At 37.0% G+C, this 19,552-nt stretch carries 21 protein-coding genes; 1 reads left to right on the top strand and 20 read right to left on the bottom strand.

The features are described from left to right. Complete coding sequence (locus tag ACTTKP_RS04720; protein ID WP_442552752.1) at window positions 1–516, bottom strand: flavodoxin; 516 nt, start codon at window positions 514–516, stop codon at window positions 1–3. Between the two features lie 191 nt (window positions 517–707). On the opposite strand from ACTTKP_RS04720, the gene ACTTKP_RS04725 reads away from it, so the two are divergent. Next, window positions 708–2,204 carry a C69 family dipeptidase gene (locus ACTTKP_RS04725; RefSeq protein WP_442552753.1) on the top strand — a complete coding sequence of 499 codons (1,497 nt, stop codon included), beginning with the start codon at window positions 708–710 and terminating at the stop codon, window positions 2,202–2,204. A gap of 110 nt (window positions 2,205–2,314) precedes the next feature. Here the strand turns inward: ACTTKP_RS04725 and thrH are convergent, their stop codons facing one another. From thrH to ACTTKP_RS04820, 19 genes are all read right to left on the bottom strand, one after another. Continuing rightward, window positions 2,315–2,920, bottom strand: coding sequence for a bifunctional phosphoserine phosphatase/homoserine phosphotransferase ThrH (gene thrH / locus ACTTKP_RS04730; RefSeq protein WP_442552754.1), 606 nt, complete (start codon window positions 2,918–2,920; stop codon window positions 2,315–2,317). A gap of 151 nt (window positions 2,921–3,071) precedes the next feature. Then, window positions 3,072–3,311, bottom strand: a complete 240-nt coding sequence (locus ACTTKP_RS04735; protein WP_442552755.1) for a transposase — start codon at window positions 3,309–3,311, stop codon at window positions 3,072–3,074. Window positions 3,312–3,358: 47 nt separating this feature from the next. Continuing rightward, window positions 3,359–4,063, bottom strand: coding sequence for a succinate dehydrogenase/fumarate reductase iron-sulfur subunit (locus tag ACTTKP_RS04740; protein WP_442552756.1), 705 nt, complete (start codon window positions 4,061–4,063; stop codon window positions 3,359–3,361). Further along, window positions 4,047–5,648: an FAD-binding protein gene (locus ACTTKP_RS04745; RefSeq protein ID WP_442552757.1), complete on the bottom strand. Its 1,602-nt coding sequence runs from the start codon at window positions 5,646–5,648 to the stop codon at window positions 4,047–4,049. Before ACTTKP_RS04745 ends, ACTTKP_RS04740 begins: the two co-directional genes overlap by 17 nt. 3 nt (window positions 5,649–5,651) lie before the next feature. Next, window positions 5,652–6,206 (bottom strand): pilus assembly protein PilX, encoded by a 555-nt coding sequence (locus ACTTKP_RS04750; RefSeq protein WP_442552758.1) that lies wholly within the window; start codon window positions 6,204–6,206, stop codon window positions 5,652–5,654. A gap of 4 nt (window positions 6,207–6,210) precedes the next feature. Next, window positions 6,211–6,645 carry a hypothetical protein gene (locus ACTTKP_RS04755; protein WP_442552759.1) on the bottom strand — a complete coding sequence of 145 codons (435 nt, stop codon included), beginning with the start codon at window positions 6,643–6,645 and terminating at the stop codon, window positions 6,211–6,213. 78 nt (window positions 6,646–6,723) lie between these two features. Then, window positions 6,724–7,167, bottom strand: coding sequence for an FMN-binding protein (locus ACTTKP_RS04760; RefSeq protein WP_442552760.1), 444 nt, complete (start codon window positions 7,165–7,167; stop codon window positions 6,724–6,726). A 93-nt stretch (window positions 7,168–7,260) separates the two neighbouring features. Beyond that, window positions 7,261–7,953 (bottom strand): ABC transporter ATP-binding protein, encoded by a 693-nt coding sequence (locus tag ACTTKP_RS04765; protein WP_442552761.1) that lies wholly within the window; start codon window positions 7,951–7,953, stop codon window positions 7,261–7,263. A gap of 2 nt (window positions 7,954–7,955) precedes the next feature. After that, window positions 7,956–9,098 carry an ABC transporter permease gene (locus tag ACTTKP_RS04770; protein WP_442552762.1) on the bottom strand — a complete coding sequence of 381 codons (1,143 nt, stop codon included), beginning with the start codon at window positions 9,096–9,098 and terminating at the stop codon, window positions 7,956–7,958. Between the two features lie 2 nt (window positions 9,099–9,100). Further along, window positions 9,101–10,390: an ABC transporter permease gene (locus ACTTKP_RS04775; protein ID WP_442552763.1), complete on the bottom strand. Its 1,290-nt coding sequence runs from the start codon at window positions 10,388–10,390 to the stop codon at window positions 9,101–9,103. A gap of 11 nt (window positions 10,391–10,401) precedes the next feature. Further along, on the bottom strand, window positions 10,402–11,649 hold the full coding sequence (locus ACTTKP_RS04780) for a Fe-S-containing protein (protein ID WP_442552764.1): 1,248 nt from the start codon (window positions 11,647–11,649) through the stop codon (window positions 10,402–10,404). A gap of 191 nt (window positions 11,650–11,840) precedes the next feature. Further along, on the bottom strand, window positions 11,841–12,542 hold the full coding sequence (locus tag ACTTKP_RS04785) for an iron transporter (protein WP_442552765.1): 702 nt from the start codon (window positions 12,540–12,542) through the stop codon (window positions 11,841–11,843). 94 nt (window positions 12,543–12,636) lie between these two features. Further along, entirely contained in the window at window positions 12,637–14,157 is a 1,521-nt protein-coding gene (locus tag ACTTKP_RS04790; RefSeq protein ID WP_442552766.1) for an FTR1 family iron permease, read from the bottom strand. 47 nt (window positions 14,158–14,204) lie between these two features. Next, the gene (locus ACTTKP_RS04795; RefSeq protein ID WP_442552767.1) at window positions 14,205–14,936 is read right to left on the bottom strand and encodes an ABC transporter ATP-binding protein; all 732 of its coding nucleotides are present in this window, start codon (window positions 14,934–14,936) and stop codon (window positions 14,205–14,207) included. Further along, the gene (locus tag ACTTKP_RS04800) at window positions 14,936–16,141 is read right to left on the bottom strand and encodes an ABC transporter permease (RefSeq protein ID WP_442552768.1); all 1,206 of its coding nucleotides are present in this window, start codon (window positions 16,139–16,141) and stop codon (window positions 14,936–14,938) included. The genes ACTTKP_RS04795 and ACTTKP_RS04800 overlap by 1 nt, the downstream gene beginning before the upstream one ends. Window positions 16,142–16,161: 20 nt before the next feature. Beyond that, window positions 16,162–16,581: a DUF4418 family protein gene (locus ACTTKP_RS04805; protein WP_442552769.1), complete on the bottom strand. Its 420-nt coding sequence runs from the start codon at window positions 16,579–16,581 to the stop codon at window positions 16,162–16,164. A gap of 116 nt (window positions 16,582–16,697) precedes the next feature. Then, window positions 16,698–18,413: a glycosyl hydrolase family 18 protein gene (locus tag ACTTKP_RS04810; protein WP_442552770.1), complete on the bottom strand. Its 1,716-nt coding sequence runs from the start codon at window positions 18,411–18,413 to the stop codon at window positions 16,698–16,700. Window positions 18,414–18,481: 68 nt separating this feature from the next. Continuing rightward, window positions 18,482–18,688: a hypothetical protein gene (locus tag ACTTKP_RS04815; protein WP_442552771.1), complete on the bottom strand. Its 207-nt coding sequence runs from the start codon at window positions 18,686–18,688 to the stop codon at window positions 18,482–18,484. Between the two features lie 92 nt (window positions 18,689–18,780). Continuing rightward, window positions 18,781–19,552 (bottom strand): hypothetical protein (locus tag ACTTKP_RS04820; RefSeq protein WP_442552772.1); only part of this gene is annotated, 772 nt, incomplete at its 5' end.

A 19,552-nucleotide genomic window follows, 5' to 3' on the forward strand; every position in this document is an offset into this window, starting at 1 on the left:
TTATTTTAATATACTGTCTACCCAATTTCGGACTGCAACATTATAATCTTGTGCTTCTGAACCTATTACCGAAAGTCCGCTTCCTACATTTGCCCCAGGACATATATTTTTTATTTCATTAATACTATGCCCAAATCCACTACCTTCATGCGTACAGAACGGATAGATTTTTTTGCCTGTAAAATCAAATTTTTCAAGAAAAGTCATAACACACATAGGCAGTGAACCCCAATAATTAGGATAGCCTAAGAAAATTATATCATACTCATCTATACTCGCTATACAATCCACAAGTTCAGGTCTTGCATTTTTTGCCTTATCTTCTTTACTCTCATCAACACAGGTTTGATAGTCATCAGAATATGGTACTGTCTGCTTTATCTGAAAGAGTTCCCCATCACTTATTACTGCAATTTTCTTAGCTATTATTTCTGTATTTCCCTCTTCTAAGAAAATAACATCTCCATTACGATAATTTTCTCCTGCTCTTGAAAAATATGCTATAAGTATATTCATAGATACAGCTACCTCCGTCATATACATTTTAATAAATTTCTCATGCCACCCTATATTATCTCATTATTTAAACTATAAATCAACAGTAATTATATTTTTTATTAAATATAAGCTGTTTTTTTTATTAACATAGGTTATAATTTATAATACAGGTATCAAAAATATAAATTACATTTTGAAAGGAGATTTTTATGTCTTGTACAACTATACTTGTAGGAAAAAATGCAAGCTATGACGGATCTACCCTTGTTGCCAGAAATGACGATTCACCTTCCGGCAGTTTTATGCCTAAGAAATTTATCGTTGTTACTCCTGATAAACAGCCAAAGGTTTATCGTTCTGTAATTTCTCATGTAGAAATAGAACTCCCTGATAATCCCCTTCGTTACACAGCACTTCCAAATGCTGTAGCCGGTGAGGGAATCTGGGCTGCCTGCGGTGTAAATGAATTAAATGTATCTATGACAGCTACTGAAACTATAGCTTCAAATGAAAGGGTGCTTGGAGCCGATCCGCTTGTAGTTTATTCTCCTGCAAAAGGTAGAAAAAATACTGCAAACTATGTTCCTGAACAAATAGGCGGTATAGGAGAAGAAGATATAGTAACAATTGTTCTTCCATACATAAAGAGTGCAAGAGAAGGAGTAATCAGACTTGGCGAACTTCTTCAGAAATACGGCACTTATGAAATGAATGCCATAGCTTTTCAGGATGAAAATGAAATTTGGTGGCTTGAAAGCATAGGCGGACATCACTGGATGGCAAGAAGAGTACCTGATGACTGCTATGTAGTAGCTCCTAATCAGCTGGGGCTTGACAGTTTTGACTTTGAAGATGCTTTTAATGAACAGAAAAATTACCTCTGCTCAAGCGACTTAAGAGAATTTATTTCTGAGAACCATCTGGATCTTGCTCTTTACAAGGCCTTTAACCCTAGAGACACCTTCGGTACACATTCCGACCTTGACCATATTTATAATACTCCTCGTGCCTGGGTTGCACAGAAATATTTTAACCCTAACACAAGTAAATGGAAGGGTGACGATGCCGACTATACACCTCTTTCAGACAATATTCCATGGTGCAGGATTCCTGAACGAAAAATTACTGTTGAGGATATAAAATGGGTGCTTTCCAATCACTACCAAAATACTCCTTATGACCCCTACACAAACGGTGCAAAGGAACTTTACCGTCCAATAGGCATAAGCCGTACTGATGTTCTTGCACTTGTGCAAATCCGTCCTTATATGCCGGATGCACTTAAAGCCATAAAATGGATTGCTTTTGGCAGTAATGTATTCAATACCTTTGTTGGAATGTATGCTAATATTACAAAGACTCCAAAGTACCTTTCTAATACAACAGGCGATGTGGACAGCCATAATTTCTACTGGGCAAGCCGGTTGCTCGGTGTAATTGCTGATGCACATTTCAATCGTTGCCTGCCAAATATTGACCACTATCAGACGGCAGTGATGTCCAAGAACCATGAGCTTATAAACAGGTTTGATAAAGAATTTGAAAACAATTTAAATAACAGTGATAATTCAGCTAACCTGTTCTGCGAAAAAGCTAATGAAGAAATAGCTAAAATGCTTGAAGAGCAGACAACAAAAGCATTGAATAAGGTAGTTTATAGTGCCAGCTGTTTGATGAAAAACAGTTTTTCAAGATCAGATGCGTAGACAAAATAAATATTTACCGTTCTAGTTTTAATTTAACAGAAAATCCTGTCATATCAAAAGGCTATGATACTAAGCTTCATTCTTTGCATCATAGCCTTTTTTCTTTAATTTTATTTCACGGCTTTTTTTATTTCTTCCAGTAATTCTTCATAACTCTCTATAGTCTTTACATCCTTATTTTCATTCTTAATTCTCTTCGGACTTCTAAACAAAAAACCGACCTTGCTTGCTCTAATCATTCCTAAATCGTTATAACTGTCCCCTGCCGCAACAGTCTCAAAGCCTACACTCTGAAGTGCCTTTACGGTATCAAGCTTAGTTCCGTTTTTTCTCAATTTATAATTTACTATCTCACCATTTTCCGCTATCTCAAGTTCATGGCAAAAAAGTGTAGGGTTTCCGAGCTTTTTCATAACCGGCATACCAAACTCCTTATAGGTATCGCTTAAGATTACTACTTGAGTAAAGGTACGGAGTTCATCTAAAAATTCCTTAGCTCCTTCATAAGGCTGCACCTTTTCTATAACCCTCTGTATCTCTTTTATCCCATAATTATTTTCCTTAAGAATCTGAAGCCGGCGTTTCATCAACTTATCATAATCAGGCTCGTCCTTGGTTGTAAGCCTCAGTTCTTCTATCCCTGTTTCCTCGGCAAATTCTATCCACATTTCAGGGATTAAGACCCCTTCTAAGTCAAGACATACTATACTATTCATAATAACCTCCTAATTTTCTTTTTACCAAAACCTTAATTTTATGCCATTTCTTGAAAAATTTGTTATTGTTTTGTTATTGATAACACACATGGATTTTTTTGTATTAAATAAGCACCCTTTGCAGGTGCTTATTTTTAATATTATTTTTACATTATGCAAGCAGTTTTTCCTCTAAGCTGACATCAAGCCCGAACTCTTTCAAGTCCTGTTCCCTTATGTCTAATTCTGCCTTGATTATGTCAAGCATTTCATAATAAGCCAGTGTCTTGCCATCATAGAAAAGGTTGCTCTTATCCTTTTCCCACTCTCCAACAGTTTCTTGTGCATTTTTCAAAAGTCGACCAATTATATATTCAATTCCTTCTTTTGTGAGTTTCTCATTAGCCATCATAATCACCTCTCTTTTTAAGTTCTTCTATCCTATTATTGATAGATTCATTAAAGTTTCCACACAGATACTGCATTTGACTTACTTAAAAGCCTATCCATATCTATACCGGCAGGACATATATCTTTACAGGCAAGCGACTTTCCACATCCCTTATAAATATGTTCCTCATATTCTTTTTTCAGCTCGTTAGCCTCTCCTTTTTTAACTGTAGATATAAGCCTTGATACAGGTACAAAAGAAGCAGCACCATAAAAATCTCCACTTACGGAAAAATTAGGACAGACTTCAAGGCAGCAGCCACACATTAGGCAGCGTGAAGCCTCATAAGCAGTATCGGTATCCCTATCTTTAAGTATGAGCTCCGTATCAAGATATGCCTTTATATCTTTTAAGTTATTATACAATATGCTCCTATCTACAATCAAATCTTTTATAATAGGAAATTTGCTAAGCGGGGCGAGGCTTATCTTCCCTTTTTTCAGATAATCTCTTACAAAGGTATCGCAGGCAAGCTTAGGTCTGCCATTTATAAGCATCGCACAAGCTCCACATTTTTTTTGCAGACAGCTACATTCCCAACTTATCTTTGATACCTTGCTTCCCTCCATATCCTTAAGCTCTAAATCAGCATTCATTGTTCTAAGCAGGCTTGCAACAGTCAGGTTATCTCTTTCTATTTCCTGCTCAATCAACTGTATATAAGGCTTACTGTCACCATCTTCCTGCCTTTTTATCTCAATTAGTATCTTCATCCGCTCTCCAAATTCCTATGTCTATCTTATCTTCTTTTAAGACAACCCTTGTCATTCCTCTATAAGCATCGTCTCTTTCAGGATAGTCTTCCCTATAATTTGCTCCCCTGCTTTCTTTCCTGTACAGACCACTTAATATTATAGCTCTTGCAAGATTAATCCCTGCTATTTCTTCCTTATTCAGAGGCTCTTTAGTCAACTCCTCAAGCTGTAACAATCCTTTATTTAACCCCTGTTCATTCCTCACTATTCCCATAGCTTCAAATAAAATATCTCTTACTTTTATTGTAAAACTTTCTTCCTTACTTTCAAGCCAAACCTTAGTATTTTCTTTATCAGCAGCTATTACCTGCGGTTTTATAATTTCTCCAAAATCAGTCTTTCCTTCTTTCTCAAGCCTTGCCACTGTTTTAGCAGCACATCTTCCTCCATAGATAGCTCCTAACAGAGAGTTACCTCCAAGCCTGTTAGCACCATGATAAGCTGAACAACATTCTCCGGCAGCAAATAGATTTTCTACAGTTGTCGAATGATTCCTGTCCACATCTATTCCGCCCATAAAATAATGGATGCCCGGAGCAACCGGTATCGGCTCGGTTTTAGGGTCTTTATCAAGATAATGGATAATCTCCTCCCTCAAATCGGGAAGTCTGTCTTTCCATACTTCTTTACTAAGTTCCGTCATGTCTAAATATACCTGAGCATCATTATCCCTGCTTACAAAGTACATTTCCCTCGAAACTACATCTCTTGGCATAAGATTTTTCAGTTCAGGATATTTTTCTTCCATAAAATACCATTTCTCATTATTTTTGTAAATAAAAAGTCTCCCGCCTTCTCCTCTTGCTGCCTCTGATACAAGACAGGCTTTATCAGATATTTTAATTGTAGTAGGATGATACTGTATCATTTCAAGATTGCTAAGCCTCACTCCCTGTTCAAAAACCTTAGCTGTAACAAAACCTGTATTTGCAGTACTTCCGGTAGTAAATCCTTTAAATAATCCCGAAAGTCCGCCTGAGGCAAGTATCACTCTTCCTTCAAAATAATAACATACACCGGTATAATTATTTCTTACCTCGACTCCCCTACATACATTATTTTCAATCCTCAGCCTTAAAAATTCATGGTTTGAGTACCTCTTAATAAGTCCCAACACCTCATATTTTCTAGCCTCATCTATAAGGGCAGTCATAATGACCTTTCCCGTACTGCTCTTTGAATAGGCAGTCCTCTTCTTCTTCTGTCCTCCAAAGTTTCTTTGCTGAATTTCATTATTTTTCAGATTAAACGGCACTCCGATACTCTGCAAATATCTTATTATATCTGGAGCTGTTTCTACAAGCCCCCTTACCATAGTCTTATTTGCTATATCTCCCCCCGCCTTCATAGTATCTTCAAAATGATACTCCGTATCATCATCTTCGCCCATGGTATTGATTGCCCCGTTTATACCGCCCTCTGCCATAACGGACTGTGCCCTCTCAGATGGCAGATTAGAAATGAGATTACAACTTATTCCCTGTTTTGCAAGACTTATAGCGGCTGATAACCCTGCCAGCCCCGCACCTATTATATTAACCAAAGCCTAGTACCTCCAACCTATATTCCATCTTATATAATAAATTACAAATGCCACAGTGGAAATAAGTAATATTACCGATAGTACCAAAAAAATATCTTTCATATAAGCCTTAGTCCCTGCAATTCCCAAGGCTATAAGAAGAGGTCTTATATTTGCAAAAATATGGATTAAAAGAGTAAATACCAAGAGTATTGAAAATACCAGTTGAATCTTTCCAAAATCATTAAGTCTGAATACCTCTGTATTACTTGTAAATAGTAAAACATGAGAAATTATAAGAAGTATCATAGCAAAGCCTGTCATTCTTCTTATCCAAAACACTGCATTTTCCCTGAAATAAAATTTTCCGGTTTTCTTACCTATTAATATGGAATCTATGGTAAATTTTGTTCCTATAAAAGTATGGACTGCTATAAGAAACAGCATAAGATAAGAAAGCTGTTTCATCAGCTCATTACCTCCCGGTATTATCTTCATAAGCTGAAATGAACCGGCTATAGTATGGATTAAAAATAATACTATTAATATTATGCTTATAATGGCATTCCACTTCCTCATAACCCTATTCTCCCCCTGTAATCTTTATTCCTCTTATATAATTTTTATTTTTCTCCCTCAACTTATAAGAATCTGCGAACTCCTTAGACATAAGAAGAACATCAAACTTCCCTTCTTCCACCCTCGACACTGTAAGGATTGCTTCTTCTTCTTTTATTTTCATCTGATTTTCAGGAAGTTTAGACTGAAAACTCTTTGCCATTTCTAAACCTAAGCTATCTCCGTCAGCAACTGAGCAGGCTATGTCTTCAAAAATTATATCCGTTTCTTCTCCACTAAAAAACCTTATCCACTCATCCAGATTTTTCTTATCCCTATGAAGTTCCGTATTAATAAGAACTATATAATTTCCTGAGGGTTTGTCTATAATTACAGATGGACTTGATACTGCATCTGCCTCATTAGAAGAGAAGAGTCCCTTATAATAATCTGTCATCATAAAAGGGACTCCCACCATTGCAAATATCAAAATTACCACTATCAAAAAATGTTTTATAAATTTTGTTATTTTCATTTATTACTTCGCTTCTGCTTCCTTAAGAGCTATCTTTGCCGCCTCAACAAACTGATCATGATTTATAGTTGCACCTGAAATTGCATCAATATCATCAGGGTTTCCACTCTGCATCAGCTTATTGGCATACTCATCACAGGCCTTAACTGCTTTTTGAGCCTTATTGTAAAAATCTCTGTTTGCTACACTTCCCTGCTTCTTTCCGTACTCAGCATCTTTCTCCTTTCCGTCAGGCTCGTAGGTTTTAAATGTACATTCTGTAATAGCATTATCTTTCACTGTAATCTTGACTACCCCATATCCGTTTCCTGCATCAGAACCGTCAGGATTGGTATATACTGAACTTGTACCCTCATAACTGCCGTCAGCAAGCTTTACACTGCCTCCACAAGCGGTCAGTATAGCTATTATAGCCGCAAAACCAGCCATTCTGATATATTTTTTCATCACTTAACTCCCTTCTACACTTTCATTTACTAAGATTTAATTTATCAGCGAAGGCGTAACTTAGTTGCTTTTAATTAGAAAAATTTGGGCTTATTACTCATGAAATCTGATATGTCCTGTAAAGTTACTGTTCACACTTTCCTTAGATATTTTACCGTTACGAAGCACTATCATTCTCTGAGCCACCTCCGCAACCTCTATATCGTGTGTAACCACTATAAGAGTTGTGCCTTCATTATGAAGCTTTCTAAAAAGTTCAACTACCACCTCTTCGTTTGCATCATCAAGGTTACCTGTAGGCTCATCCGCCAGTATAATCTCAGGCTGATTGATAAGTGCTCTCGCAACACATACTCTCTGTTGCTCACCTCCTGAAAGCTGGCTCGGAAGGTGCTTAGCCCTATCTGCAAGTCCTACCCTGTCAAGAGCCTCTAAAGCCTCCTTTTCATCAGTAATACTATGGTAATACTGTGCAAGCATTACATTTTCAAGGGCTGTAAGATAATTTACAAGATGGAACTGCTGGAAGATAAGTCCTATCTTATCTCTACGAATATTGGTAAGATTCTTGGCACTTTCCTTTGCTATATCCACTCCGTCTAAGAGTACAGAACCCTTACTTGGCTTGTCCATACAGCCGATTATATTCATCATTGTACTCTTACCGGAGCCGGATGGTCCCATTATAGATACCCACTCACCTTTTTCAACCTTGAAGTTTACACTGTCGAGTGCATGGAGATCTCCATATATTTTATATACATCTTTCAACTCTAACAAGCTCATTTTTATTCTCCTTTTAATACTAAGGCAGGATCTATCTTAGTTGTCGTCCTTATCGGTATAAGGCAGGCAATTCCTGTAACTACTATTGAAACTATAATCGTAATCGGTACTAATAAAGGTCTAAACGAAATAGAACTTCCAAATACATTTACACTGACTGTCTGGGCAAAGGCAAAGCCTATTAATGAGCCTACTATGCCGCCAAGTCCACCAAGCAATATACCTTCTCCCATAAACTCCTTAATTATACTTGAATCTGAAGCTCCTATCGCCTTTCTGAGTCCTATCTCTTTTCTTCTTTCTGTAACTACTGCTGTCATTGTAGTTGCTACACATATCATAGTAAGAGCAAGCACTATTACAGTCACAAGAAACACCAAAGCCTGTAACTTAGAAAGTACCGTAGTTTCAGAAGCTGTAACTCTTTTTACAAGCCCTGCACTTACTTCGGGTACCTTATCGTTAATATCAGAAACATACTTATTAAGTTTTTCACCTGATGCTGAAATACTTACCTCTGCAAGGTCTATATTCCCTTCCGCTCCCGCAAGGTTTTCCAAATCAGACATAGACATATACACATAATCTTCTTCACTTCCACCTGTATTAAGTATGCCTGTCACCTTACAATCTAAAGTATTGTCTGCCTGATCCTTAGCAGCATTTTCAGGAGTAAAGCTTACTGTAACCATATCTCCCTCTTTAAGTTCAAGGCTTTCTGATATTTTTTTGCCAAGCATAATCTCAGTCTCATTCTTTGGCCATTCTCCATCTACCAGCCAATATGGACTTGTCTTTTTTACCGACTCCATATCTGTTCCTGCTGCAAGAATAGGCTGCTCATGCATCCTGACAGTTTCATAACGAAACGGCGTAGCCCCCACCAGTTCATTTGCTTTTACTGTATCAGTTGCCTCTTTTAACTCATTATAAGTAAATCTGTTCCCTGTCGGAGTAAGTATCATATTTGCACCATAGTTACGAAATTCCGCTCCCATCTGTCTTGGTACATCATAATAAATGGTTACAAGTCCTGAAAGTATGGCAGCTCCTATTGCTATTGCAAGGAGGGCTATTACCATTCTTGACTTTCGCCTCATCAGGGAAGCTGTAATCATCCTAATAAACATTCTTCTATTTTTCATTTTTATCTCCCATGTAATACTTCCTCAGGCTCAAGTTTAAGAAGCATTCTTATTGCAGGTATACTTCCTATAAGTGTTACAATCACCACAAGCACTGCCACTATCGGTATTACCATCGGTCTTATAGTGATAAGAGAGCCAAATACACTCTTTCCGATAATCTGAGCAAAACCTATACCACAGCCGAAACCTACTACTCCGCCTATTATAGCAGTTATGATTATCTCCGTAAGCACAAGACCTGTTATCGCAGAATTATGAGCACCTATCGCCTTCATAAGTCCTATTTCACCACTACGCTCCATAACTGAGGCTGTTACAAGATTGCATATTCCGAGAGCCGAACCTATAAGACTGAGGATTGTAATAAGAAGCATCAAGAGCTGTGTTTTATCAAGGATTGCCCCCTCTGAATCTGCCACCTGTCTTACAGGTGCCGCTACTGAATCAGTTATAACCTCCTGAATCTGATAACAGATAGAACTTACATAGGCAGTACAATACCAGATTTCATACTGAGCTACCGTTAAAGACTTAGGATCTTTTGCTGCTTTTACTGCAAGCTCATTATCAGGTGTTGTAAGTGCACTTACTTCTATGGTATCTATTTTACCTTCAAGTCCATCCAAAGCCTGTGCTGCTTTAAGTCCTGTAAATATATTGTTATCTTCATCACCTCCTGAAGAAAATACACCTACTATATTTAACTCCCTCTCTTCCTTTGAGCCCTTAACCCTAACCTTATCACCTGATTTTACTCCAAGTTGTTTAGCAAGATTATCTCCTATCATGCATGCATTTTCATCAGCATTAACCTGCTCATCTATCCATTTTCCATCAGTAATCTCCCACCAGCTTCTAAGACTTGCAACACCGGCATCAAGCTGTTCTCCTGTAGGAAGATCCATATGATGGTTGAACCAGCTTCCTATTACTTTTACATCGGAACCATCAGCTAATTTTGCATTACTTTTTACAAACGGAGTATAGTCAACTATGTTGAAAGCCCAAAATATAGTCTTTATCTTGCCTAATTCATCTTCTTTCAGATAGGCTCCGCTTGACTTACCTCCACTTACATCATAGAGTTCACTTACTACACTCTGTCTCTTAGGCATTACTGTAATATTTGCTCCAAAGGTCTTTAATTCCTTATTTACCTTATCTCCTACATCCAATACAACACTTAACATTGCCGTTGCTAAAGATGCTCCAAGTCCTATAGTAAAGGCTATAAGAATCATTTTTTTCCATTGGCGGATTAAAGTCCCTTTAACCATTCTAAAAAACATATTTATCTCCCTTACTTAAAAATATCCTCATGCTTTACGAGTTCTGCTATTGGAACAATTATATTTCCATCTTGAAGTTTATAGTCAATTACTATCGGATTACATCCGCCCTTGAAACCTATTGTATTTATATTCATAACTACATTACAGAGGTTACATACTACCTGTCCCTCTCTTTCATAGTATCCTGTTTCTCCACAAATATCACAGGCATCAAGTCCTATTCCGTATGCACTTGAATTAGGCTTTTTAATTACTATAAATCTTACAGTCTTTCCTTTTTCAGTAGTATAGCCAAACCTATGCAGATGACCGTCTGCTACCTGTTCAAATGAAACAACTACACTGTCATCAGTTACTTTAGCTTCTTCAATAGGCGAAATTTCAATTTCCTGATTTGCATAGGCTCTTAAACTTGTAAGGGTAACAAAAGAAAATATAACACAGACAATTGCCGCCCTGCTCCATCTTTTTATATTTCTCCATTTTGCCTTTATTTTCCTATGCCCGGCATTATTTTCATAAGGCTCATTCACATTACGGCTCTTAATTAACAGTGTAACCGGTATTATAAAACATACTGCTGCAATAAATAGAGTGAACCATATCTTATTATTAGAAGTAAATACTGCAAAAGTAAACAGTGTATGATTTGTTTTAATTATTCTCTTTGCAAGAAATACACCAAACATATCACCAAGTTCATTTATCATATTTACAATTACCGAAATAAACATAACAGACATAGAATGGCTTGGAGACAGTCTTATATTTCCTTTATAAACTGCAAGTCCGGCTATAAAACTTAGAGTAAGGCCAAAAAACATGCCAACCATACTGTAAAGAAAATTTGCCGATAAAACACTCTGCTCCGCAAATAAAATAGCATGAGGATTTTCAAAAAATGGCGGAATAAAGTACACGAGCATAGCCACAGTCATAACGCAAAGCATGACTGACTGCAATATCTTCTTTATTTCCTTAAGTTTACCTGCAAACAGACTTATCAGAATGAAGAGAACTAAAGCAGTCATATTAATTACATATATTCTGACATTCCACATACCCGTATCTATCTTATTGGTCGTCGTCTTAAAAACCGTCATTACTATAGCTGATAAAAGACCTGTAATTACTGAAACATATTGGAAAATCTTATAGTTCTTACATCCAATGTGCCTTACTCCTGAAAGCAAAAGCCCTGCAAGCAGCATCATAGGAAGTAACTGCTCTGTAGCCAAAACAAAATATTTAAGCACCTTTTTCTCCTTATCTAATAATCCCAAATCCCTATATAAGCACCTGAATATAGCAAAATACCAAGACAGTATTATACTATATGCAGATGTTCATTATGTGAAAATGGGATGTCCTAATATACCACAATAAGCTGCACCGGGATTTTACTCCCACTGCAGCAAATTGTCAATCACTCTAGTATATATTTTAATTACCAGCTCTGCTTTACATAATTCCAATCATGCTCAACTGTAAGGTTGCCATCCTTGAAATATGTCTCAAGAACCTCTCCCGGACCTGTCTCAGCATCGCTGTGGATTAAATATCCGTTTTCAGCCGGATTATGGATAGTGAATTTAATCTTATAAGAACCTGACTCACCCATCTTTATGTTCGCACCATAGTGAGGACCATCGGATGCACTCATTGGCATAAATGTTCCACTATTTACTTCCTTACCATCCTTATCTGAAATAGAATAATCTATAGTAAGATATGGAACCCAGTCACCTGTACCATATCCAAGTTTATTCTCAAGGGCTGAAATATCTGCCTCAAGATGCACCTGGTTCTCCTTGTCAATCTGCTCCTGACCCGGAGCCATTGGTACCGGCTGGAAATATACAGCTGATACATTCATAAAAGCTACCTTCTCATCCTCAAAAATAGGAATCTCGGTAAAACCTGCCTCTTCTCCAGGAGCTGCTGCACTTGCTACTGAGCCTGAAGCCATACTTGTAGTAATATTTGATACCTGGCTTGCAGGTATACTCTGCATACTTGCTGTACTTGTTGTGCTTGCCTTAGCACTTGAAGCCTTGCTTGCTGCATTATCCGCCTTCTGTCCACAACCTGTTACTGCTGTTACAGCAAATGCTGCTGCAATAGCAAGAGATAAAACTTTCTTTTTCATGTTCTCCTCCTATGAAATGTGAAAATAAAATTTATATGATAACGAAATACATCTATATTCCGTTTACCACCCTTATAAAACGCTTAACTTTACACTAGTTTGAAGCTCTTTCTTCTATCACTTCTTTAACTATGCTCTTAATAAGTTCTCTTAGCTTATTCTCTTCTTCTAACTTAGCTTCAGCCTCTTTCTTTGCAAGTTCTTCAGCTCTCTTTTTAGCTGCCTCTTCTCTTATAACTAAATTCTTCTTCCTCCAATGCAGGTAAACAATTACAGTTATAGCTAAAAGTATGAGCTGAGGAATGAGAGTTTCAAGTATTGGATAAACTCCCAACACCTCAAAAAATTCATTAGACGGTATCAAAGCTGAAAGCCACTCCGGTGAAGTCATAACAAGCACATCACCCTCTATAAATTCCTTGATTCCTGCACCAAGGAAAGAAATAGACATAATAAACATAAGTATACTTGTCGCAGTAAAGAACGGTCTTAAAGGTATTCTTACACTGAAAGCATTAATAGCATAGTATACGAAGATAAGAACTATAAATCCTACAATGAGTCCTGCCCATACCATGCTTATGTTCTCATCCTTAAGCATCGGCTGGAAGAAAAGCACTACCTCAGCACCTTCTCTAAATACAGCGAGGAAAGCCGTAATTGCCAAAGCCATTGTGCTTCCGCTCTTAGCACTGCTCTCTGTCTTAGTCTTAATGTAATTAGTCCAAGCATCACTTTCAGACTTTGAAAGCATCCAATTACTTACATAATACAGTACTACAACAGCTGTAAGGGCTGTAAGACCTTCAATTATTTCCTGAGATGCACTGTTTGCAAGCATAAGCACTTCTAAAAGCCAGGCAAGTACAAAACTAACTACAATACCTAAGATAGATCCTAAATACACAGGCCTTGTAAGTTTCTTCCTTCTTTCAGCATCCTCACCGGCAGATTTCATTAAGTAAGCTATGATAGCTCCTACTATAAGTATGGCTTCAAAGCCTTCTCTGAGTATGATAGAAAAACAAGCTATAAATGTTGCTGTTGCAGCACTCTGTGAACCGCCTTCTTTCTCTGCAAGCACTTCTTCTACAACCTGTCTTATTGTCGCTTCATCTGCCTTTCCGCTTCCGGTCTTTCCTGATGTCTTAGGTTTATTACCGTCAAGGATACCGGCATCATTTCTAATCATTGACTTTAATTTATCTACTTCTTTATCAAAATCATCTGTTGAACCGCCATTTTTAGTTATAGCCTTACAAGCCGCAAACTGTAATTCAACCTCTGACTTTCTTGCACCGGAAATTTTTGCAAGAGTATGTCTCTCAAATCCGGTAGTTTCATAATAACCATAGTAACCATGATTTACAGCATCATAGGCTCCCTTAGAATCTCCTGCCTCATAAAGCTCTTTTGCCTTTTCGAAAACAGCATCCATAGCATCCGCTACATTATCCCAAGTACCAGCAGGGGCTCCGCTTGCTTTATATTCTTTCCAAGTAGCATAGTAATTACCCTCAGCCTTAGCTATATTTGTAAAGCTAAAGCTCGCTAAAAAAACAAACAGCAATAATGATACTCTGGCTATCAATATTCTTCTTTTCGCTTTAAACATTAAATCTGCCTCTCTTTTTTAATTAGTTCTTGCTAACTTAATATAAACTATCCCAATTTTTCTTCTTTGTCAAGTATATTTCCGGATTTCATTTCAAAAATTCTATCCGCAAACTTAAAAACTTCCTTGTCATGAGTTATAACAAGCACTGATTTTCCCTCATTTGCAAGGTTTCTGAACATAGTTAAAACAATTTCCGTATTTTCATCATCCAAATCCGAAGTAGGCTCATCAGCCAATATGAATTCAGGATTATTTATCAATGCCCTTGATATAGACATCCTTCTAAGCTCGCCCCCTGAAAGTTCAGTCGGCATCACATTTTTAAGTTCTGCTATTCCTGTCTTTTCAAGAAGTTTTTCAGCCTTTTCTTCTATTTTAGATTCAGAAAGTTCAGATTCAGAGAATTTTTTATTTTTTTTGTGTGAATTATTGTATAAATTGTAGGGAAGTAAAACATTTTCAATAACTGTAAGAGTATTAATTGCTGACTGTCCTTGAAGTATTATACCAAAATGCTCATTTCTAAACTTAGAGACTCCTGCATCATCTAACTTATATATATCTGTTTCACCTACCATAACACTGCCTGAACTTGGGGTAAGAAGCCCTGAAATAATGTTTAACAAGGTACTTTTACCACTACCCGACTGTCCATAAAGCACCACAAGTTCTCCCTGATTTAACTCAAAATCATTTTCATTTAAGGCAAAAAATTTGTTAGAGCCTCCTCTATCCCTAAGAAACCATTTGCTTACCTTCTTTGCTGTAAGTTTCATCAGTTACCCTCCCTTAATATAAGTGCAGTATCTATCTTAGATGTCTTAAATGCACTTAATGAAGATGCAAGACAACCGGCTATAACTGAAACCACAACCGTTCCGGCAGACAGTATTAATATCTCTGAAATATCCGGAAGCAAAAATGGAAGGTCGAAGTTTGTAAGGCTTACATTACTTGAAAGCAATACTACGATTACTGCAATTACAGCACCGATAATACTTCCTGCAAAACTCACCATAACTGCTTCTTTAAGGATGACTCCCGCCACCATTTTTCTTGATGAGCCTAACACTCTCAATATGGCAAATTCCTTTTTTCTTTCATTTGCAATCATTGTAAATGCCAGTACAAGTATGAAGATTGAAAGTAACCAAATTGCTATAATTAAGAATCCGATAATTTTTGAAGCAGACTCAAGCTGCCCTGCGACTCCTGAAATCATATCCTTGGTTTGGATTGCCTCTACTCCCCTAGTCTTAATATTTATTTCACTCATCACTTCCAATGGAGTATGTCCCTCAGCTACATTTATAAGAATACAGGATGTAAGTGTGTCGGGATTGCCTTTCACCGCCTTTACCATGCCTGATTCTTCAGCCGACTTCAGCAAAGCCTTTATCGAGTCTATACTCATATAAACCGCTGTATCAAGGTAAGTACCTGTTTTTTTCAACTTTCCCTTTACTATACAGCGTTTATTATAGAATGTCAGTTCATCTCCTGCAAATGCATTTAAATCATTGCCTACCAACATTTCAAACTGTCCTAAATCACCTGTATACGACTCCTTGACCCAAGGTCTTATCGTAAAATCTGTTTCAGGATCAAATCCAATCAGCTGGAGTTTAGCCGAACAGCATCCCGCCTTTGCAGATGCGAGAAAATACTGCTCTGAAATTTCCTTTATTCCTTCTATATTTTTAATCTTATCCAAAACATTTCTATTCATATAGAAATATCCCGGATTACCCTGCAAAATCATATTTGAAAAATCAGTTTTTGTTGTAGCTTCATACGGAACAACCATAATATCCGCCCCAAGCCTTGATTTCAGAGACAACAGACCACCTTTCAGGCTGGTTATTGCCAAAGAACCTCCCGTAACTAAGAAGCACAACAATGCAGACAACAATATCAAAATGAAACTCCTGCCCGGCCGCCTTACTATATTTTTATATGAAATACTTTTCAAAACAGACATTTTCTCTCCATTTAAGTTTATTACTTATCTCTTCTCAAATTTATAATTATACTTATGCATTCAACAACTATCAATGCTATTGTAATACCGGATACTGCCGGCCGCATATGAGTCCTGCAAGCCATTTCAGGCATCATACAAAGCCTTATTGTTACCTGTGGAAATAACATAGCCGCTACTGTAGCCGGTATCATACAAGCCGATACAGCTGCCTTTTCCCCTGATTTTTTGAAAACAAACAGTAATAAAGACATTACCGACAATACTATTCCTGTTGCAAATACCGCCTGTTCCGCCCAGTGACAAGGCATAATCTTTCCCATTTCACCCATAGCCATAGGGCAGGCATGAAACACATATTTCACTCCAATAGTTAAGCAAAGGCTAAGTGCCAGCAATGCTGCCGAAACTATCATCGGCAGAATTCTTTTTCTTTCCATAAAACACGCTCCTCAAACAATCAATTTTTATTCCTAGTAAGGCTATCGGCTTTCTATTTTATCCCAAGCCTCTTATTCCGTCAAGCAAATTTGAGAATAAAAATCAATTTCCTCCATTATTTGAGCCAGTCTGTCACACTATTCCAAGCCTCTTTCCTTTCAAGTCCCAGTTTCCAAAAAGCTATACCTGCGACCTCATCTCTTTTTACAAGTCCAAGTTTTGCTGCAAGGGAATGTTCTTCTTCAAGCCAAATCTTCATCTTGTCCTTTCTGTCCTTCCACTCGGCATAATACTGCCCTGCCTCATCATTCCAAGTTTTCTTTGCATTATTACTACTTACAAGATTTAAACCTGCATCCATTCCAAGAGCCTTAGTTTCAAGCTTCCCTTCTTTAGTCTCCCTCCAGATTCTTGTATAAAACGGAAGACCTACTATAATTTTTTCCATAGGAGCATATTTTGCCGTATTTTCTATACTTGTCTTAACCCAGTTAAGACTTGATACGGAGCCTGCTTCTGCTGAACCCGAATAATGCTCATCATAAGCCATTACACAGATATAATCTGCAACAATCCCCTGCTCTCCTATATTGTAAAAGGAATTAAAGTCTAAGGGTATGTAATTATCAATAGATAAGACCTTCTTTCTGGCTCTCATCTCTATAGATAGTTCCCTTAAAAACTGAATATATCCCTTTGCATAAGAACTTTTAATCTTTTCAAAATCTATATTTATTCCATCGAGATTATACTGTTCAACAAAGTAAATAATATTATTTATCAACTTAGTCCTTGAACTCGTACTTGAAAGAAGCAGATTAAAATCCACATCCTTATTAAAGTCACTTATTAATGGCCACACATCTATATTTATATTGTGTGATTTGGTGACATAGTCTTTGGATGCAAAACTCGTTATTTCTCCTTCAGAATCTGCAACACTGAACCATGTAGGAGATATAACATTAACTCCCTCCGCCTTTGCGAGAACCCCATAGAGATTCCCGTTAGCATTCTCACTCGTTACCTGATGCCATCCAAGAACTATAGGTTCCTCTCTTGTTATACTGCTATAAGTTTCATTTTCTTTTGACCTGTCAAAAGAAAATTTTTTATTTTCCATATTACCGGTATCAAGCTTAGATGCAGACACATATCCTGTAATACCATCCTCAGTAAATGCCCTGACAAATTCATCCGAAACATTACTTATAAGATATAGCTTTTCTCCCTCTTTAAGTCGGTCAAGTATAACATCCTTATCACTGTTTCCTTCCCTTAACTCTGCATCTTCTTTCACTGAACAAACCTTATATTCTTCATTGTTATTTTCAAAAATAATTACTCTTCCGGGATTTTCAAAAATATCAAATTTAATATCATGTCGTTTAGCAATGAAATCAACAGAAACATAAAGGTTGCCACCTTCTTCTATAAAACTTGGGACTTTATCCTTTTCTTTCCTTCCATTTACCTCATATTCTGCAAGGCCTGCCTTAAAAATATACTTTTCTACTCCTGTAGTATGCACTATCACATTATCCATAACATCATAATATATCCTAGGTATCATCTTCTCTGCCTCTTCATAAGGAATATAGGCAGTTTTATCCCTGAGAAGTGCATTTGTATCAATCTTTCTTATATCTATAATAAGCCTTGCCTCACCTTCAGGAACCTTATAATAATCTGTTAGTGAAATCTCTGTTTTATTTGACGAATTTGACAGATTCATCTTAACAAACTTTCCAACTATTAAAATCAGTAAAGAAATTACTGCTATGACAATCAGTGGAATCACAACTGTAATAGGAACTATTTTTTTCTTCATTGGTACCTCCGTCCAAAATAATAATACTCTTTATAATAACACTATTACAGGTATTTGTCATTTTATTTTTACTGCCCAATATCTTGAAAATTCACATTAGTCACTTCACCGAACATATTTATATCAAACTCCATCATATATCTCTCATCTTCTGCTAATGCCTCTGCCATATAAAACTCATTCAATGCCTTTTCTCCACATGAAAACCTAACTCCCCTGTTCCAGTATTTTCTAATCTCAATCATTAAAATATCTTCTTTATTATCGTTTCCCATTTCCCTCTCCAAAATAATACACGGGCTTTCCCCTACGGAAAGCCCGCTTTCCATTCAATAAGCCACAGTGAATAAATCATGTTGTGATATAACTATTCCTTATCATTCCAGTAAGAAGCAGCTTCTTTCCATTCTTGGTCTTTAATCCCCCTTGCCTTCTCTTTTGACAGTCTCTCCTGTTCCAATTCTTCATCAAACTTAACCTCATAATTATAACCGGAAAGATTATTTACACCTTCTCTATCACGCAAGAGTCTTTCCGCCTTTTTATTAACTGGATAATTTACCCTTGCTTTTTCTTCTTGCTTTCCTATAGCTAAGTACAGCCTGGAACCCTCAAATAACTTCAAATCAGATATGGCACTTTCCAAAATTATAATTTCTTCTTCACAGAGTGCCAGATACAAAAAGGAATTCTCTCCTGACTTATTAAAGTCCATAATTCTTTTTTCGGAAGCTACAGTATAGTTACGCCCATCTGCCAAAGACAGTCTAATGTCCACATAATCTCCCGCCTGTAACATTGCCGGCATATTAATTTCTGAATATTCGCAGATAAATTCATTGTCACCTGCAACCGTACTTCTCCCGATTGGGAGCATTTTTTCACCGGTCTCACCAACTGCCGCTTCACCATTGTCCATAGTGTTTTCAGAATCAGCTGTCTCGTCCACAGCCTTTTCATCAGCTTGATTACCTTGTATAACTTCTTGTACATTAATGCTATTATCTGATTTTTTTAAAATGAAGATATATACCAGAACTGCAGCAGCGAATATAATTGCAAATATTATCACAAAAATTAAAATTTTCTTCTTTCTGCCCATCCTTTCAAATTCATCATCAGATAATAATTCTGCGTCT

This window comes from Catonella sp. (assembly GCF_052169795.1).
In the GTDB taxonomy this organism is placed as follows: domain Bacteria; phylum Bacillota; class Clostridia; order Lachnospirales; family Lachnospiraceae; genus Catonella.

What these genes read in the sequence shown, in the direction of transcription:
- ACTTKP_RS04720 (WP_442552752.1), bottom strand. Translation starts at nt 516, where the DNA reads ATGAATATACTTATAGCATATTTTTCAAGAGCAGGAGAAAATTATCGT.
- ACTTKP_RS04725 (WP_442552753.1), top strand. Translation starts at nt 708, where the DNA reads ATGTCTTGTACAACTATACTTGTAGGAAAAAATGCAAGCTATGACGGA.
- thrH (WP_442552754.1), bottom strand. Translation starts at nt 2,920, where the DNA reads ATGAATAGTATAGTATGTCTTGACTTAGAAGGGGTCTTAATCCCTGAA.
- ACTTKP_RS04735 (WP_442552755.1), bottom strand. Translation starts at nt 3,311, where the DNA reads ATGATGGCTAATGAGAAACTCACAAAAGAAGGAATTGAATATATAATT.
- ACTTKP_RS04740 (WP_442552756.1), bottom strand. Translation starts at nt 4,063, where the DNA reads ATGAAGATACTAATTGAGATAAAAAGGCAGGAAGATGGTGACAGTAAG.
- ACTTKP_RS04750 (WP_442552758.1), bottom strand. Translation starts at nt 6,206, where the DNA reads ATGAGGAAGTGGAATGCCATTATAAGCATAATATTAATAGTATTATTT.
- ACTTKP_RS04755 (WP_442552759.1), bottom strand. Translation starts at nt 6,645, where the DNA reads ATGATGACAGATTATTATAAGGGACTCTTCTCTTCTAATGAGGCAGAT.
- ACTTKP_RS04760 (WP_442552760.1), bottom strand. Translation starts at nt 7,167, where the DNA reads ATGAAAAAATATATCAGAATGGCTGGTTTTGCGGCTATAATAGCTATA.
- ACTTKP_RS04765 (WP_442552761.1), bottom strand. Translation starts at nt 7,953, where the DNA reads ATGAGCTTGTTAGAGTTGAAAGATGTATATAAAATATATGGAGATCTC.
- ACTTKP_RS04770 (WP_442552762.1), bottom strand. Translation starts at nt 9,098, where the DNA reads ATGAAAAATAGAAGAATGTTTATTAGGATGATTACAGCTTCCCTGATG.
- ACTTKP_RS04775 (WP_442552763.1), bottom strand. Translation starts at nt 10,390, where the DNA reads ATGTTTTTTAGAATGGTTAAAGGGACTTTAATCCGCCAATGGAAAAAA.
- ACTTKP_RS04785 (WP_442552765.1), bottom strand. Translation starts at nt 12,542, where the DNA reads ATGAAAAAGAAAGTTTTATCTCTTGCTATTGCAGCAGCATTTGCTGTA.
- ACTTKP_RS04790 (WP_442552766.1), bottom strand. Translation starts at nt 14,157, where the DNA reads ATGTTTAAAGCGAAAAGAAGAATATTGATAGCCAGAGTATCATTATTG.
- ACTTKP_RS04795 (WP_442552767.1), bottom strand. Translation starts at nt 14,936, where the DNA reads ATGAAACTTACAGCAAAGAAGGTAAGCAAATGGTTTCTTAGGGATAGA.
- ACTTKP_RS04800 (WP_442552768.1), bottom strand. Translation starts at nt 16,141, where the DNA reads ATGTCTGTTTTGAAAAGTATTTCATATAAAAATATAGTAAGGCGGCCG.
- ACTTKP_RS04805 (WP_442552769.1), bottom strand. Translation starts at nt 16,581, where the DNA reads ATGGAAAGAAAAAGAATTCTGCCGATGATAGTTTCGGCAGCATTGCTG.
- ACTTKP_RS04810 (WP_442552770.1), bottom strand. Translation starts at nt 18,413, where the DNA reads ATGAAGAAAAAAATAGTTCCTATTACAGTTGTGATTCCACTGATTGTC.
- ACTTKP_RS04815 (WP_442552771.1), bottom strand. Translation starts at nt 18,688, where the DNA reads ATGGGAAACGATAATAAAGAAGATATTTTAATGATTGAGATTAGAAAA.